The organism is Mesorhizobium sp. M0514, from assembly GCF_040321145.1.
Taxonomy (GTDB): Bacteria; Pseudomonadota; Alphaproteobacteria; order Rhizobiales; family Rhizobiaceae; genus Mesorhizobium.
In genome coordinates this window covers 1-14,954 of record NZ_JAMYQZ010000121.1, presented here as the reverse complement: position 1 = coordinate 14,954, position 14,954 = coordinate 1, and the positions used below count along the sequence as shown (strand labels likewise).

Here is a 14,954-nt window from a genome sequence, read left to right as displayed (position 1 = left end):
CGGTGCCGCACCCCCACCCCGCTGCTGCGCAGCGACCCTCCCCACAAGGGGGAGGGTAAGGGGCGGCGCCATCCTTCGCCATGACACCATATGGATCAGAGGCTGGACATCGTGACCTCTCATCGTCTCTCATCCGGCGGTCTCATCGACCGTTCCACCCCCCTCACCTTCCGCTTCGACGGCACGACATTTTCCGGCTTCCAGGGCGACACGCTGGCGTCGGCGCTGGTCGCCAATGGCGTCAAGCTGGTCGGCCGCTCGTTCAAATATCATCGTCCGCGCGGCATTCTGACTGCGGGCTCGGAAGAACCCAACGCGCTGGTCGAACTGCGCACCGGCGCACGGCGCGAGGCCAACACCAAGGCAACGACGGCCGAACTCTATGAAGGCCTCGAAGCGGTCAGCCAGAACCGCTGGCCGTCGCTGCGCCACGATGTGATGTCGGTGAACCAGCTGTTCGCACCGATCTTCGTCGCCGGCTTCTACTACAAAACCTTCATGTGGCCGGCAAAATTCTGGGAAATGGTCTACGAGCCGGCGATCCGACGCGCCGCGGGTCTGGGTCGCGCGGCGGTCACCCCCGATCCGGATCACTACGACAAGGCCTGGGCGCATTGCGATGTGGTGATCGCCGGCTCCGGGCCGGCCGGTCTCGCCGCCGCACTCGCTGCAGGCCGCAGCGGTGCGCGCGTCATCCTGTGCGAAGAAGATTTTGCGCCCGGCGGCCGTCTGTTGTCGGATGGCGGCACGATCGACGGTCTGCCGGCCGCGGAGTGGCTGTCGCGCACACTGGCCGAGCTCAGCTCGATGCCGGATGTCCGCATCATGACCCGCACGACCCTGTTCGGCGTCTATGACGGCGGTACCTATGGCGCGATCGAGCGGGTCAACGATCATCTGCCGGTGCCGCCCGAGCATCAGGTGCGCCAGCGCCTGTGGCGCATCGTGGCCAAGCGCTGCGTCGTCGCCGCCGGCGCGATTGAGCGTCCCATCGTCTTTGCCGGCAATGACACGCCCGGCGTGATGATGGCGTCCGCCATCCGCACCTACGTCACACGTTATGCGGCGACGCCGGCAAAGCGGATCGCGCTGTTCACCAACAATGAGGATGGCTGGCGCACGGTCGAGACGGCACTCGGCGCCGGGCTGCAGATCGCGGCGGTGATCGACGCGCGGCCTGACGTCTCGCCTGCCCATCGTTCTCTCGCTTCCAGGAACGGCTTCACCGTGCTGCATGGTTCGGTCAGCGGCGTCGACGGCGGCAAGGACGGCGTAAGAAAAATAGCGGTGTCGCTGACCGGCGGCGCGCGCGCCGAGGTCGAGGCCGACGGGCTTGCCGTTTCCGGCGGCTGGAATCCGGCGGTCGGGCTCACCTCTTACCATCGCGGCCGGCCGAAATGGCGAGACGACATCGCCGCCTTCGTGCCGGACGGCGCGCCACCCGGTATGGTCGCCGCAGGTGCGGCTAACGGCGACTTCGGGCTAGGCGCCTGCCTGCGCGCAGGTTTCGAGGCCGGCGCCGCAGCGGCGCGGGACGCGGGACGCAATGGCAATCCGGGCTCTGCAGCTGTTGCCGGCGACGAGGCCTTCTCACTGACCCCGCTCTGGCACGTCGCCGGCAAAGGCAAGGCCTTTGTAGACCAGCAGCATGACGTCACCGCGTCCGACATCGAGCTGGCGCAGCGCGAGGGTTTTGAATCGGTCGAGCATCTGAAGCGCTACACCACGCTCGGCATGGCGACCGACCAGGGCAAGACGTCCAATGTCGCCGGCCTCGCCATCATGGCGGCGGTGTCGGGCAAATCCATTCCCGAGACCGGCACGACCATCTATCGGCCGCCTTACGTGCCTGTCGCCATCGGCGCCTTTGCCGGCCATCATCGCGACGAAAATTTCCATGCGACGCGGCTGACGCCGTCGCATCACTGGGCGGCCGAACAAGGCGCGATCTTTGTCGACACCGGCCTGTGGAAGCGGGCGCAGTGGTACCCCCGCGCGGGCGAGAAGGACTGGCTGGAATCCGTGACCCGCGAGGTCAAGGCAGTGCGCTTGGGCGTCGGCTTCTGCGATGTCTCGACGCTGGGCAAGATCGATGTACACGGCCCCGATGCCGGCGCCTTCCTCGACCGCGTCTACATCAACACCTTCTCAAACCTTGCCGTGGGAAAAGCCCGCTACGGGCTGATGCTGCGCGAGGATGGCCTCGTCTATGATGACGGCACGACGTCCCGGCTCGCCGATGACCATTATTTCCTCACCACGACCACGGCGAAGGCCGGGCTGGTGATGCAGCATCTCGAATTCTGCCGGCAGGTGCTATTCCCCGAATTCGACGTGCAACTGACCTCAGTCTCCGACCAGTGGGCGCAATTCTCGATTGCCGGGCCAAGGACGCGAGACCTGTTGAAGGAAATCGTCGACCCTGCCGAGGACCTTTCGAACGAAGGTTTTCCATTCATGGGCGTGCGCGAAGTCGCTTTGCGCGGCGGCATCAAGGCGCGGCTGTTCCGCATCTCCTTCTCCGGCGAGATGGCGTTCGAGATTTCGGTGCCGGCGCGTTACGGTGAAGCGATGGCACGCAATTTGATGCTGGCGGGAAAACCGTTCGGCGTGACGCCGTATGGCACAGAAGCCCTCGGCGTCATGCGCGTTGAAAAGGGCCATGTCGCCGGACCGGAACTGAGCGGCACGACGACCGCCGCCGATCTCGGCCTCGGCAAGATGATGTCGACCAAGAAGGATTTCATCGGTCGCGTCATGGCCGGCCGCGAGGCGCTGGTGGCGCCGGACCGGCAGGTCGTGGTCGGCATCAAGCCGGTCGACAAGGCGCGCCGCCTGCGCTCCGGCGCGCACATCATCCCGAAGGGCCAGACGCCCGGGCCTGACAACGACCAGGGCTACGTCACCTCGGTCTGCTTCTCGCCGACGCTTGACCAGTGGATCGGGCTCGGCCTTGTCGAGCGTGGCCGCGAGCGCATCGGCGAGATCGTCCACGCGCATGATCCGCTGCGCGGCGAAGACTATGATGTCGAGCTCTGCAATCCCGTCTTCTACGATCCCGATGGAGGGCGCCAGCGTGGCTGATTTTTCCTGGAATGTTCGCAGCCCGCTCGATCGGGCGCTCGCTCCTGGCGCTTACGGCGTGCAAGGCGATGCCGGTGTGTCGCTGACCGAGATCCGCAATTTCGACCTCGTCCAGGTGATGGCACGGCGCGGCAAGGCGGGTGATTTGGCCGAGGCCGCGAACGCTCGTTTCGGCGTAGCGGCTCCGGAAACGCCGAAGGCGGTTGGCACCGCGGATGCGACGCTGATCTGGTCGGGACCGGATCAGTTTTTTGTCCTGTCGAAGGGTGGCAGGACTGAGGTGCTCGCTCAGACCTTTGCATCTTCCGCTTCGCTATCCGACCAATCGCATGCACGCGTGCTGATCAGCATCTGCGGCCTCAAGGCGCGCGCCATGCTGGCGAAACTGTCGTCGATTGATTTGCATCCCCATGCGTTTCCGGTTGGCGCTGTTGCCGCGACCTCGATGGATCACACCAGCGTCACGCTCTGGCGTGGTGGTGACAAGGCGGATGGGCAGGCGGTGTTCAACCTCCTGGTGTTTGCGACGTTTGCCGAAAGTCTGTGGCACACGATGTTGGATTCGGCTGCGGAGTATGGTGTGGCTATCGGGCATTCCGAGGAGCTTTAGCTCGATAGTTTCAGATGTTGGCGCCGCCCCTCATCGCCCTGCCGGGCATTTCTCCCCGTATAGTGATGGGGAGAAAGAAGCTGGTCGCAGCCTCGGCGCTCGTCCTGCAACGCTGGCGATTGGCGAAACCGGCGACGACAGCTTCGCCCGTTTACGGGGAGAAGATGGCGGCAGCCAGATGAGGGGCGGCGCTGGCGTTCGGAAGTTGGGTTTGATTGGAAGGGTCTAACCTGCAGCGACCGCGTCGAGAACGCCACCTCCACCTTGCCAAACCCAACCGCGCTGCTATTCTTGCTGCTAAAATAATTTTACACACAGGCAAACTTGTTTCTGTAACCGCAAGGCTGAGATGAGCCAGTCGCCCTACCCTTCAGTGACAGCCGGGCCGCCGCGGCCGAGCCTCATCCTGAGGCCCGGCCAGATCGCACTGCCGCCGGGCATGGAGCGCCATACTATCCTGGGGAATGGCGCGGTGCTGATCGAGGTCGAGGCCGGCGATACGTTCACCGTGCGCAATGTCGAGGGCGGGCAGGCTTGCGAGTTGCTGGCCTGGGACAGGACCGGCGCCACCGATCCTTCCATCCTCGGCGAAAAGTCCAACAGCAATGCCGCCGGGATCAAGGCGCTTCTGGCCGAGGGCGATGACAGCCTGGCTTCCGTCCGTCGTGGCCTTGAGCGCCGCCAGGTGCAGCTCGACGAGCCCAAGGCGGTGCGTGTGTTCGGCGGCGCAACGCCTGCCGGCACCGAGCAGGCATTCACGGTCAGGCGCGACGGCGCGATGCTGATTGCCGCACCCGGCGGGCCGATGCTCGTCGACGGCCATGATACGGCAACGCCGCTCACCGTCATGGTGCGCCGCGCCACCGTGCGCCTGAAGACAAAGTCGCAGCTGGCCGATCCGCTTGCCGATCCGGTGCTCGATCTGCGCGTCCATTCGGCGACAGCCGAATCCTATTTCGTCAAGGCGGGCGACTACCTGCAGATCATCGATGTTGACGGCCGCCAGTGCACCGATTTCCAGTGCTTCTCGGCGCGCAAGCTGGACAAGGGGCTGGACCATCCGCTCGACGTAACGACCACGCGGACGCTGATGGGGTCGAGCTACCCGATGCCGGGCCTGCATTCGAAATATTACGACCAGGACATGGAGCCGCTGGTCGAGGTTATCCAGGACACATGCGGGCGACACGACGCATTCGCGCTGGCGTGTGCCGCCAAATATTACGATGACATCGGCTATCCCGGCCACACCAACTGCTCGGAGAACTTCAATCGCGCGCTGGCCGACAAGGGCGTGACGCCCCGCGCCGGCTGGATGGCGATCAACTTCTTCTTCAACACGGAGATCGACGCCCATGGCGTGATGGTGTCGGACGAGCCGTGGTCGCGGGCAGGTGACTATGTGCTGCTCAGGGCGCTCACCGACATTGTCTGCGTCTCCTCCGCCTGTCCCGACGACACGACACCGGCCAATGGCTGGAACCCGACCGACATCCATGTGCGAACCTATTCCGGCCAGCACAAATTCTCGCGAGCGATCGCCAGACGCATGACGCCCGATTCGGAACCGAAAATGACCCGCGAGACCGCCTTCCATTCAAGCTTCGCCAAGCACACCCGCAACTTCGTGGAATACCGGGGTTATTGGCTGGCCAATTCTTTCGCCAAAGAGGGGCCGATCGCCGAGTACTGGGCCTGCCGGCAGGACGCGGTGATCATGGACCTGTCGCCGCTGCGCAAGTTCGAGGTCACCGGTCCCGATTCCGAAGCGCTGCTGCAATACACGCTGACCCGCGACGTCAAGAAGCTCGGCGTCGGCCAGGTCGTCTATTCCGCCATGTGCTACGAGCATGGCGGCATGATCGACGACGGCACGCTGCTGCGGCTCGGCAAGGACAATTTCCGCTGGGTCGGCGGCGATGACCTGTCCGGCGAATGGCTGCGCGAGACGGCAAAGAAGCTTGGCCTCAACGTGCTGGTGCGCTCGTCCACCGACCAGATGCACAATGTCGCTGTCCAAGGGCCGAAGAGCCGTGACATTTTGCGAGAGGTGGTCTGGACCTCGCCGCTGCAACCGTCGATCGACGAACTCGAATGGTTCCGCTTCGCTGTCGCGCGCATCGGCGGCGGCAATGGCATTCCGGTCGTGGTGTCGCGCACCGGTTATACCGGCGAGCTCGGCTACGAAATCTGGTGCCACCCACGCGACGCCGAAAAAGTATTCGATGCCATCTGGGAGGCCGGCCAGCCGCACGGGCTGAAGCCGATGGGCCTGCAGGCACTCGACATGGTGCGCATCGAAGCCGGGCTGATCTTCGCCGGTTACGAATTCTCCGACCAGACCGACCCGTTCGAGGCGGGCATTGGCTTCACCGTACCGTTGAAGGCCAAGACCGACGATTTCATCGGCCGCGAGGCTCTGATAAGGCGCAAGGAACATCCGCAGCACAAGCTCGTCGGCCTCGACATCGACAGCAATGTCGCGGTCGGCCATGGGGATTGCGTCCATATCGGCCGCGCCCAGATCGGTGTCGTCACCTCGGGCATGCGCTCGCCGGTGCTGAACAAAAACATCGCTCTGGCGAGGCTTGACGTCACCCACGCGGCAATCGGCACAGAGGTGGAGATCGGCAAGCTCGACGGTCATGCCAAGCGGCTGCCGGCGCGGGTGGTGGCCTTCGCTCACTACGATCCGCAAAAGACCAGGCCGCGATCCTGAGGGTTGCACCCCCGGCCCTTCGCAGGCTCAGGGCGTTCGAAGCTCGAAAGCAATTGGCTTTCCGTCCGCTACCGCGGACCGCTTCTCACCCCACAAGGGGAGAAGGACAAAGCGAGCGTTTCGCAACCGTGATGTGCACGACGCCACAAATCACTTGACGTGAAAGCGCGCCGGATCAATCTTCACTGTTAAGAAAAAAATACGACTGAGTGGAAACACTGGAGTCGTGCGGTCATGTACCGGGGAACAAGCTTCGCGAAGCCGAGGCATCACCGGCCGGGAACACAAAATGGGGAATTCAGACAGATGAGCACGATTACCACTGCCCTGGAGCAGCCTGCTGAAGGCAAGCTGCTCCGCAACATCGACTGGCGCGGCGCCTTCTGGGTGGCGAGCGGCGTTCCTGCCCTTGTCCTGTTTTCGATCGGCGGCATTGCCGGAACGACGGGAACGCTGGCCTTCGGGATCTGGATCGCTTCCATGATCATGGGCTTCCTGCAATCCTTCACCTATGCCGAGATCGCCGGCCTGTTCCCGAACAAGTCGGGCGGCGCCTCGATCTACGGCGCCACCGCCTGGCTGCGTTATTCCAAGTTCATCGCGCCGCTGTCGGTATGGTGCAACTGGTTCGCCTGGTCGCCGGTGCTGTCGCTGGGCTGCTCGATCGCCGCCGCCTATATTCTCAACGCGCTGGCGCCGGTGCCGCTGTTCACCGAGGCGTCGCCGGACGTCGTCGCCTATATCGCGGCGCATGCCGGAACGGTGCCTGCCGACGCCATCGCCGCGGTGACCGCGGCGGCCACGCCGGCGATCCGCAACTGGACGCTGTTCAGCCACACGCTAGGTCCTGTCTCCTTCACCCTCAATGCCACTTTCTTCATCGGCGCGGTGCTGATGCTGATCATCTTCTCGATCCAGCATCGCGGCATTCTCGGCACCGCCAATGTGCAGAAGTATATCGGCCTCCTGGTCATCATCCCGATGCTGATCGTCGGTGTCGTGCCGATCGTCACCGGCCAGATCAACTGGGCGAACTTTTCGCCGCTGGTGCCGCTGGCGGCGGCTTACGCGCCGGAGCCCGGCTCGTGGAACATTGCCGGCTGGACGCTGGTGCTGGGCGGCATGTTCATCGCCGCATGGTCGACCTATGGCTTTGAGACCGCCGTCTGTTATACGTCGGAGTTCAAGAACCCGGGCACCGACACGTTCAAGGCGATTTTCTATTCCGGCCTGCTCTGCATGCTTCTGTTCATCCTGGTGCCCTTCACCTTCCAGGGCGTGCTGGGCCTCAACGGCATGCTGGCGACGCCGATCGTCGACGGCTCGGGTGTCGCCGATGCACTGGCCGGCATGGTCGGGGGTGGCGCATTGATCCACAGCCTCTTGGTGATGCTGATGATCCTGGCGCTGGTGCTGTGCATCATGACGGCAATGGCCGGCTCGTCGCGCACGCTCTACCAGGGCTCGGTCGATGGCTGGCTGCCGCGCTATCTCAGCCACGTCAACGAGCATGGCGCGCCGACGCGCGCCATGTGGACCGATCTCGTCTTCAACCTGATCGTGCTGGCCATCGCCTCGGCCGACGCGACGAGCTTCTTCTTCATCCTCGCCGTGTCGAACTGCGGCTACATCATCTTCAACTTCCTCAACCTCAATGCCGGCTGGATCCACCGCATCGACAACGGCCACATCAACCGGCCTTGGAAGGCGCCGAGCTGGCTGCTCGGCCTCGGCGCCATCTTCGCCTATGTAAACGCCATCTTCATGGGCGCCGGCGCCAAGGTGTGGAACCCGATGGCGCTCTGGGCCGGCCTGATCACAGCCGCCTTGATCATCCCGGTGTTCTGCTACCGGCACTACGTCCAAGACAAGGGCAAGTTCCCCGACCACATGCTGGCCGACCTCGGCATGACGGGCGCAGACCTCTCGGTCAAAAAGGCAGGCATGCTGCCCTACCTGACGCTGGTCGCCGGCCTGGTGGTGATGCTGCTCGCCAACTGGTACTTCGTCATCTGAAAGTGATGGCTTGAAAAGAATGGGCGCGCTTCGGCGCGCCTGTTTCTTTTTATGGCAGGACGTCAGCCGGCCTTGCGAATGGCCCCTTCGGAGCCTTTGAAGAACCGGTTCGGCGGACGCTTCAGGCCGAGATTCTCGCGCAAGGTGGTGCCCTCATACTCGCGCCGGAAGAGCTTTCGCCGCTGCAGCTCGGGCACCACCTTCTCGGCGAAGTCGTCGAGCCCGGCAGGCAGATAGGGGAACATGACGTTGAAGCCGTCTGACCCCTCGGCAAGCAACCATTCCTCCATCGCGTCGGCGATGGTTTTAGGCGTGCCGACGAAGGCAAGGCCGGAATAGCCGCCGAGCCGCTGCGCCAGCTGGCGGACGGTCAAATTCTCCCGGCGCGCCAGCTCGATGACGCGCTCGCGGCCGCTCTTGGAGGCATTGGTCTCGGGGATTTCGGGCAAGGGCGCGTCGGGGTCGAAGGCCGACGCGTCATGGCCGAGCGCGATCGACAGCGAGGCAATGCCGCTCTCGTAATAGACCAGGCTGTCGAGCTTGGCGCGTTTGGCCTGTGCTTCCTCGACACTGTCGCCGACGATGACGAAGGCGCCGGGCAGGATCTTGATGTCGTCGCGCGAACGGCCGAGCTTCTCGGCCCGGCTTTTGACATCGGCAAAGAAGCGCTGCCCGGACGCCAGATCGGAATGGGCGGCGAAGATCACCTCCGCCGTTTCGGCTGCCAGCTGCCGCCCGGCCTCAGATGCGCCGGCCTGGACGATGACCGGCCAGCCCTGCACCGGCCGCGCAATGTTGAGCGGGCCGCGCACCGAGAGATGCTCACCCTTATGGTCGAGCACATGCAGCTTCGCGGGATCGAAATAGAGCCCGCTCTCGGCGTCGTGGATGAAGGCGTCGTCGGCAAAGCTGTCCCAGAGGCCGGTCACCACATCGTAGAATTCCCGCGCATTGTGATAGCGCTCGTCGTGCTCGACATGCTCGTCGAGGCCGAAGTTCAGCGCGGCGTCGGGATTGGATGTGGTGACGATGTTCCAGCCGGCGCGGCCGCCGCTGATATGGTCGAGCGAGGCGAAGCGACGGGCAATGTGATAGGGCGCGTCGAAGGTCGTCGATGCGGTGGCGACAAGGCCGATATGATCAGTGACGGCGGCGAGCGCCGACAGCAGCGTGAACGGCTCGAACGAGGTCACCGTGTGGCTGCGCCGTAGCGCCTCGATCGGCATGTTGAGAACGGCCAGATGGTCGGCCATGAAGAAGGCGTCGAACTTCGCCGCCTCAAGCGTCTGCGCAAAGCGCTTCAGATGGGCGAAGTTGAAGTTGGCATCGGGATATGAGCCGGGATAGCGCCAGGCCCCGGTGTGAAGACTGACCGGACGCATGAAGGCGCCGAGCCGCAATTGCTTATTGTCTACCATGGGATGATCACCTGATGCGAACGAGCGTTGCCGCTCCGATATGTAAGCAGGATCGGACGGCTTTGTTGTCCTGGAAAGGAATTCTGTTTTGCAAAACCGGCGCCGCGAAGCATTTTCATACAGGTGGCCGTTCAACCTATTTTGATGAACCCGCCTGGTGTTGAGATACTTGCCTGGGTGCTCGGTGCCACCGGCAAGGAGAAAGCCAGAACGCCGCACGTCAAGCGTACGGCGTTCCAGCATTTTCCAAGGAAGATCCTGTGCCCCAGCAGCGCCTACTCGGCGGCCAGCGCCAGTGGCGGCCTGTCATTGTCCTGCACCGCCTCATCAGCTGGCTTCTTGCCTTGCTTCGGCTCGCGGCCGAAGAACAGCGCATAGCCTGCCGGCAGCACCAGGATGGTGAGTACGGTGGCGACGAGGATGCCGCCCATCATGGCGTAGGCGAGCGGTCCCCAGAACACCGCACGCGAGATCGGGATCAGCGCCAGCACCGCCGTCATCGCCGTCAGCACGATCGGCCGGAAACGGCGCACGGCCGAGCCGATGATGGCCTCCGATCGGTCCATCCCCCTGGCGATGTCCTGATCGATCTGGTCGACCAGGATGATCGAGTTGCGCATGATGATTCCGAGCAGCGCGATGACACCAAGGATGGCGACGAAGCCGAACGGCGCGCCGCTGATCAACAGAGCCGCCGCCGCACCGATGATGCCGAGCGGACCGGTGGCCAGCACGAGCATCGCCTTGCCGAAATGCTGCAGCTGGATCATCAGGAGCACGACGATGACGGCCAGCATGATCGGCGCCTTGGCGGCAATCGAGGCCTGGCTTTCGGCGGAATCTTCCGCACCGCCCTGGATCTCGATCTTGTAGCCGGGCGCCAGGCCGGCGCGCATGCCCTGCATGTCATTGTAGAGCTTGGTGACGACGTCGTTCGACTGCACGCCATCCGGCAGCGTGGCGCGCACCGAGATGGTCGGCAGGCGGTCGCGCCGCCATTCGACGCCCTGCTCGAGCACCGGCACCACCTTGGCCACCTGCGACAGCGGCACGAAGCCGCCGAAATCGGTCGGGATATAGACCGAGTCGACCGAGGACAGCAGGCTGCGGCTGGCGTCCGGTTCGCGGGCGACGATGGAAACCGTCTCCTCGCCATCACGGAAGTCATCGAGCGGCGCGCCGGACATCGCTGCCTGCAGCATCTGGCGGATGCGCTGCGAGGTGACGCCAAGCGCACGGGCGCGGTCCTGGTCGATGACCAGCTTCATCGCCGGTACCGGCTCCAGCCAGTCGTCATGGACGGCGCCGAGGAGCGGATTTTCGGCGAATTTCGCCTTCACCTGGTCAGCTATGCGGCGCACCTCCTGGCGGTCCGGACCCATGATGCGCATCTGCACCGGCCAGCCGGTCGGCGGGCCGAGGAACAGACGGTCGACCTTGGAGCGGATCGAAGGGAAATCCTGCGCCAGGACTGAGCGCAGCTTGAGGATCAGCCGCTCACGTGCCGGCTCGTCATTGGCCATCACCAGAAGCTGCGCATAGTTCGGATTGCGCAATTGCTGGTCGAGCGGCAGGAAGAAGCGCGGCGCGCCTTCGCCGATATAGGTGGCGATGAAGCGCTTGTCCTTGTCGTCCATCATCCGGGCTTCCAGCGCCTTGGCCTGCGTCTCGACTTCCTTGATCGAGGTTCCCTCAGGCAACCAGAGATCGACGAGGATTTCCGGCCGCGAGGATTGCGGGAAGAAGTTTTGTGGGATGAACTGGAACGCCCACAGGCTGGTGGCGAAGGTGACCAGCGTCATCACCAGAACGATGATGCGGTGGCGCACCGCCCAGCCGACCGTGGCGCGCAGCCGCCGGTAGAAGCCGGTGTCGAAGGCGTCATGATGGTTGCCGGCATGCTTGCGCTGCTTGAGGATCATGTAGCCCAGCCACGGCGTGAAATAGACGGCGACGAACCACGACACGACGAGCGCGATGCCGACGACATAGAACAGCGTGCGCACATATTCGCCTGCGGTCGAGGCGGCGAAGCCAACCGGGATGAAGCCGGCGATAGTGATCAGCGTGCCGCTCAGCATCGGGAAGGCGGTCGAGGAATAGGCGAAGCTCGCCGCCTCGATCTTGACCAGCCCCTCCTCCAGCTTGCGCTCCATCATCTCGACGACGATCATGGCGTCGTCGACCAACAGCCCGAGCGCGATGATCAGGGCGCCGAGCGAAATGCGCTGCAGATCGATGCCGAGCTCGTACATGATGGCGAAGGTGGCGGCCAGCACCAGCGGAATGGCAATGGCGATGACCAGGCCGGAACGCCAGCCGATCGACAGCAGCGAGACAGCAAGCACGATCAGCAGCGCCTCGCCGAGCGCCTCCATGAACTCGTTGACGGCGTCCTTGACAACCTCGGGCTGGTTGGAGATCTGGTCAACCGCAACGCCGTAGGGCAGCGCTTCCTCAAAGCGCTTGTAGGTCGCCTCGACATCCGTGCCGACGTCCCTGACGTTAAAACCCTTGGCCATGACGACGCCGACCTGGACGCTTTCGTGGCCGTTGAAGCGGTACTTGCGCTGATAGGGATCTTCGAGACCGGAACTCACGGTGGCGATGTCGCCAAGACGTGTCACCTGACCACCGGCGCGCAGGCGCAATTCCCTGATGTCGGCAGCCCTGGTGACATCGCCCTCGACCGAGATGCGCACCGAGCGCAGGCCGGTGTCGACGGAGCCCGCCGGATCGACATTGTTCTGGCCCTTGATGGCGTTCTGCAGGTCGGTCAGCGTCAGGCCGCGTTCGGCCAGGGCCTTGGACGAGACGTCGATATAAAGCTTCTCCGGCTGGTCGCCGATGATGACGGCCTTCTCGACGCCCGGCGTCGTCAGCAGCATGTCGCGAGCCTGGGTGGCGAATTTCTTCAGCTCCGGATAGCTGTAGCCGTCGCCGCCGATCGAGTGCAGGGTGATGAAGGTGTCGCCGAACTCGTCGTTGAAATAGGGCCCGAGCAGGCCTTGCGGCAGGTCGCCGGAGATGTCGCCAACCTTCTTGCGCACCTGGTAGAAGGCGTCCTTCACCTCCTCTGCATTGGTGTCGCCCTTGATCTGGACGGTGATGATGGCGCTGCCGGCGCGGGTGTAGGAACGGACGAAGTCGAGGTGCGGCGTTTCTTGCAGCTTGCGCTCGATCTTGTTGACGACCTGGTCTTCCATCTCCTGGATCGAGGAGCCCGGCCAGATCGCCTGGACGACCATGACGCGGAAGGTGAAATCGGGGTCTTCCTTCTGGCCCATGCGCATCAGGCCGAGCGCGCCGGCAATGATGATCAGACCGAACAGGAAGCGCGCGATCGAGGGATGGCCGATGGCCCAGCGCGAAAGATTGAAAGGCTGCTTTTCAGTGCTGTCGGTGGCGGTCATCGGCGTCAGTCCAATTCGTTGATCGTGCGCGCATACGCTTTGCATGCAGCTAGGATATTCCGATGCTGGCTTCCGGGCGGCGAGGCTTTCCGAGCGGAGAGACACTCATCGCGGTGGGACGCGCGGATCGATGCGGGGGAACTCGATCTTGGCGTCTCGACCATCGGGCGCTCGCCGCCCGGAAACCTGAATTCGCTTGCCCAGCCCTTTCGCCGAAGCGACGATCAAGCCGGCTTCATGCCTGCGGTCAGCGCAGGGCCTTTGCGGCATCGCCTTCCGCAGAGGCGGCCTGGACCGCATCGCCGGTCAGCTTGACCTTGAGATTCTCGGTCATGAACTGGGTGCCGGCGGCAACGACGACATCCCCCGGCTTGAGCCCGTCGGCGACGCTGACGCCGTCGGCGGTGAACTCCGCAACCTTGACCAGGCGCTCGTGCACCGTCTCGCCGGCGCGGTCTACGGTCCAGACAATCTTGCGACCATCCTTTTCCGCAAGCGCGCTGAGCGGGATCGACACCATCTCCTGCTTCTTGGCCACCGAGGCCTCGATGTTGGCGGTCATGCCGAGCAGCACGCGCGGGTCGTCGGGCAGCGAGACGCGGACGGCAAAGGTGCGCGACTGCTGGTCGGCGCTGCCGGCGACTTCACGCACTTTGCCGGAGAGCGCCAGCGCGTCATCGGACCAGAAGCTGGCCTTGACGTCCTTTCCCGGCTTGAAGGCGGCGATGTCCATTTCGGGAACCGCGATCAGCACTTCCTTTTCGCCGTCGACGGCAACGGTCATCACAGGCGTTCCGGCGCCGACCACCTGGCCGACATCGGCCGAGACCGCCGTGACGATGCCGTTCTCGCTCGCCTTGAGATCGGTGTAGACGACCTGGTTCTGCGCCTGGGCAAGGGTAGAGCGGGCGGCATCGCGCGTCGCTACCGCCTGGTTGTAGCTCAGCGTCGCCTGTTCGAGCTGCGACTTGGAGGTGAAGTTCTTGGCAAAAAGCTGTTCGGCGCGCTTGCGGGACAGATCGACCGTCTCGACCTGCCGCTCGGCGGCGTCGAGGCTGGCCTTGGCGCTCTTGACCGACAACTCATAGTCCGTGGGATCGATACGGGCTAGCACATCGCCTGTCGTCACATGCTGGCCGATGTCGACCAGGCGCTCAGTGACCTTGCCCGAGATGCGAAAGCCGAGGTTCATTTCGGTACGGGCTCGCACCGAGCCGGAATAGGTGAGTTCGCGACTCTTTTCGGCCTGGCCGATCTCGACCACCTTGACCGGACGGATGATGTCCTGGACCTCGGTCTTCTCCTGGCTGCAGGCGGCGAGCCCGAGCGTGGCGACGATCAGGCCGGCGACCGGCAGCTTGCGGATGATGGAACTGGACAAAGACACTTTCGTGCTCCCGACTGGAGATGAACGGTCGACACCGGCGCCCGGCGGGCGGCGGCTATTACTTCAGAGCCTTGATCGCGTAATCGATGAGATCGTCGGGCATCGCCCGATTGGTCTTGGCAAGGCATTGCGCCACCATTTGGGGGTGGCACAGAATGACGGTGGCGGCGCCGAAGCAGCGCGATGCGATGACCGGATCCTGGTCGGCAAACTCGCCGGCCTCGATGCCCTCGCGGATGACCTCGGCAAACAGGTCGTGAATGCTGTCGATATGCTTGTCGATGACGCCCCAGTCGCGCTCGAGCGC

General features: G+C 64.0%; 7 protein-coding genes and 1 pseudogene. 4 read left to right on the top strand and 4 right to left on the bottom strand.

Features of this window, described 5'->3' with window-relative positions; genetic code table 11:
• Positions 1–90: 90 nt before the first annotated feature.
• From NKI61_RS29985 to NKI61_RS29970, 4 genes are all read left to right on the top strand, one after another.
• Positions 91–3,084: a sarcosine oxidase subunit alpha gene (locus NKI61_RS29985; RefSeq protein ID WP_352842031.1), complete on the top strand. Its 2,994-nt coding sequence runs from the start codon at positions 91–93 to the stop codon at positions 3,082–3,084.
• Positions 3,062–3,694 carry a sarcosine oxidase subunit gamma gene (locus NKI61_RS29980; protein ID WP_352625601.1) on the top strand — a complete coding sequence of 211 codons (633 nt, stop codon included), beginning with the start codon at positions 3,062–3,064 and terminating at the stop codon, positions 3,692–3,694. The genes NKI61_RS29985 and NKI61_RS29980 overlap by 23 nt, the downstream gene beginning before the upstream one ends.
• Positions 3,695–4,043: 349 nt before the next feature.
• Positions 4,044–6,413 (top strand): trimethylamine N-oxide demethylase, encoded by a 2,370-nt coding sequence (locus NKI61_RS29975; protein ID WP_352842030.1) that lies wholly within the window; start codon positions 4,044–4,046, stop codon positions 6,411–6,413.
• Between the two features lie 306 nt (positions 6,414–6,719).
• Positions 6,720–8,429, top strand: coding sequence for a trimethylamine N-oxide permease (locus NKI61_RS29970; protein ID WP_023692164.1), 1,710 nt, complete (start codon positions 6,720–6,722; stop codon positions 8,427–8,429).
• Between the two features lie 62 nt (positions 8,430–8,491).
• Here the strand turns inward: NKI61_RS29970 and NKI61_RS29965 are convergent, their stop codons facing one another.
• The 4 genes and pseudogenes from NKI61_RS29965 to NKI61_RS29950 all read right to left on the bottom strand — a co-directional run.
• Entirely contained in the window at positions 8,492–9,847 is a 1,356-nt protein-coding gene (locus tag NKI61_RS29965) for an LLM class flavin-dependent oxidoreductase (RefSeq protein ID WP_352842029.1), read from the bottom strand.
• 275 nt (positions 9,848–10,122) lie between these two features.
• Entirely contained in the window at positions 10,123–13,260 is a 3,138-nt protein-coding gene (locus NKI61_RS29960) for an efflux RND transporter permease subunit (RefSeq protein WP_352842028.1), read from the bottom strand.
• 247 nt (positions 13,261–13,507) lie between these two features.
• Entirely contained in the window at positions 13,508–14,647 is a 1,140-nt protein-coding gene (locus tag NKI61_RS29955; protein ID WP_023692166.1) for an efflux RND transporter periplasmic adaptor subunit, read from the bottom strand.
• Between the two features lie 58 nt (positions 14,648–14,705).
• A pseudogene (locus NKI61_RS29950) lies at positions 14,706–14,954 on the bottom strand (TetR/AcrR family transcriptional regulator); the annotation flags it as partial.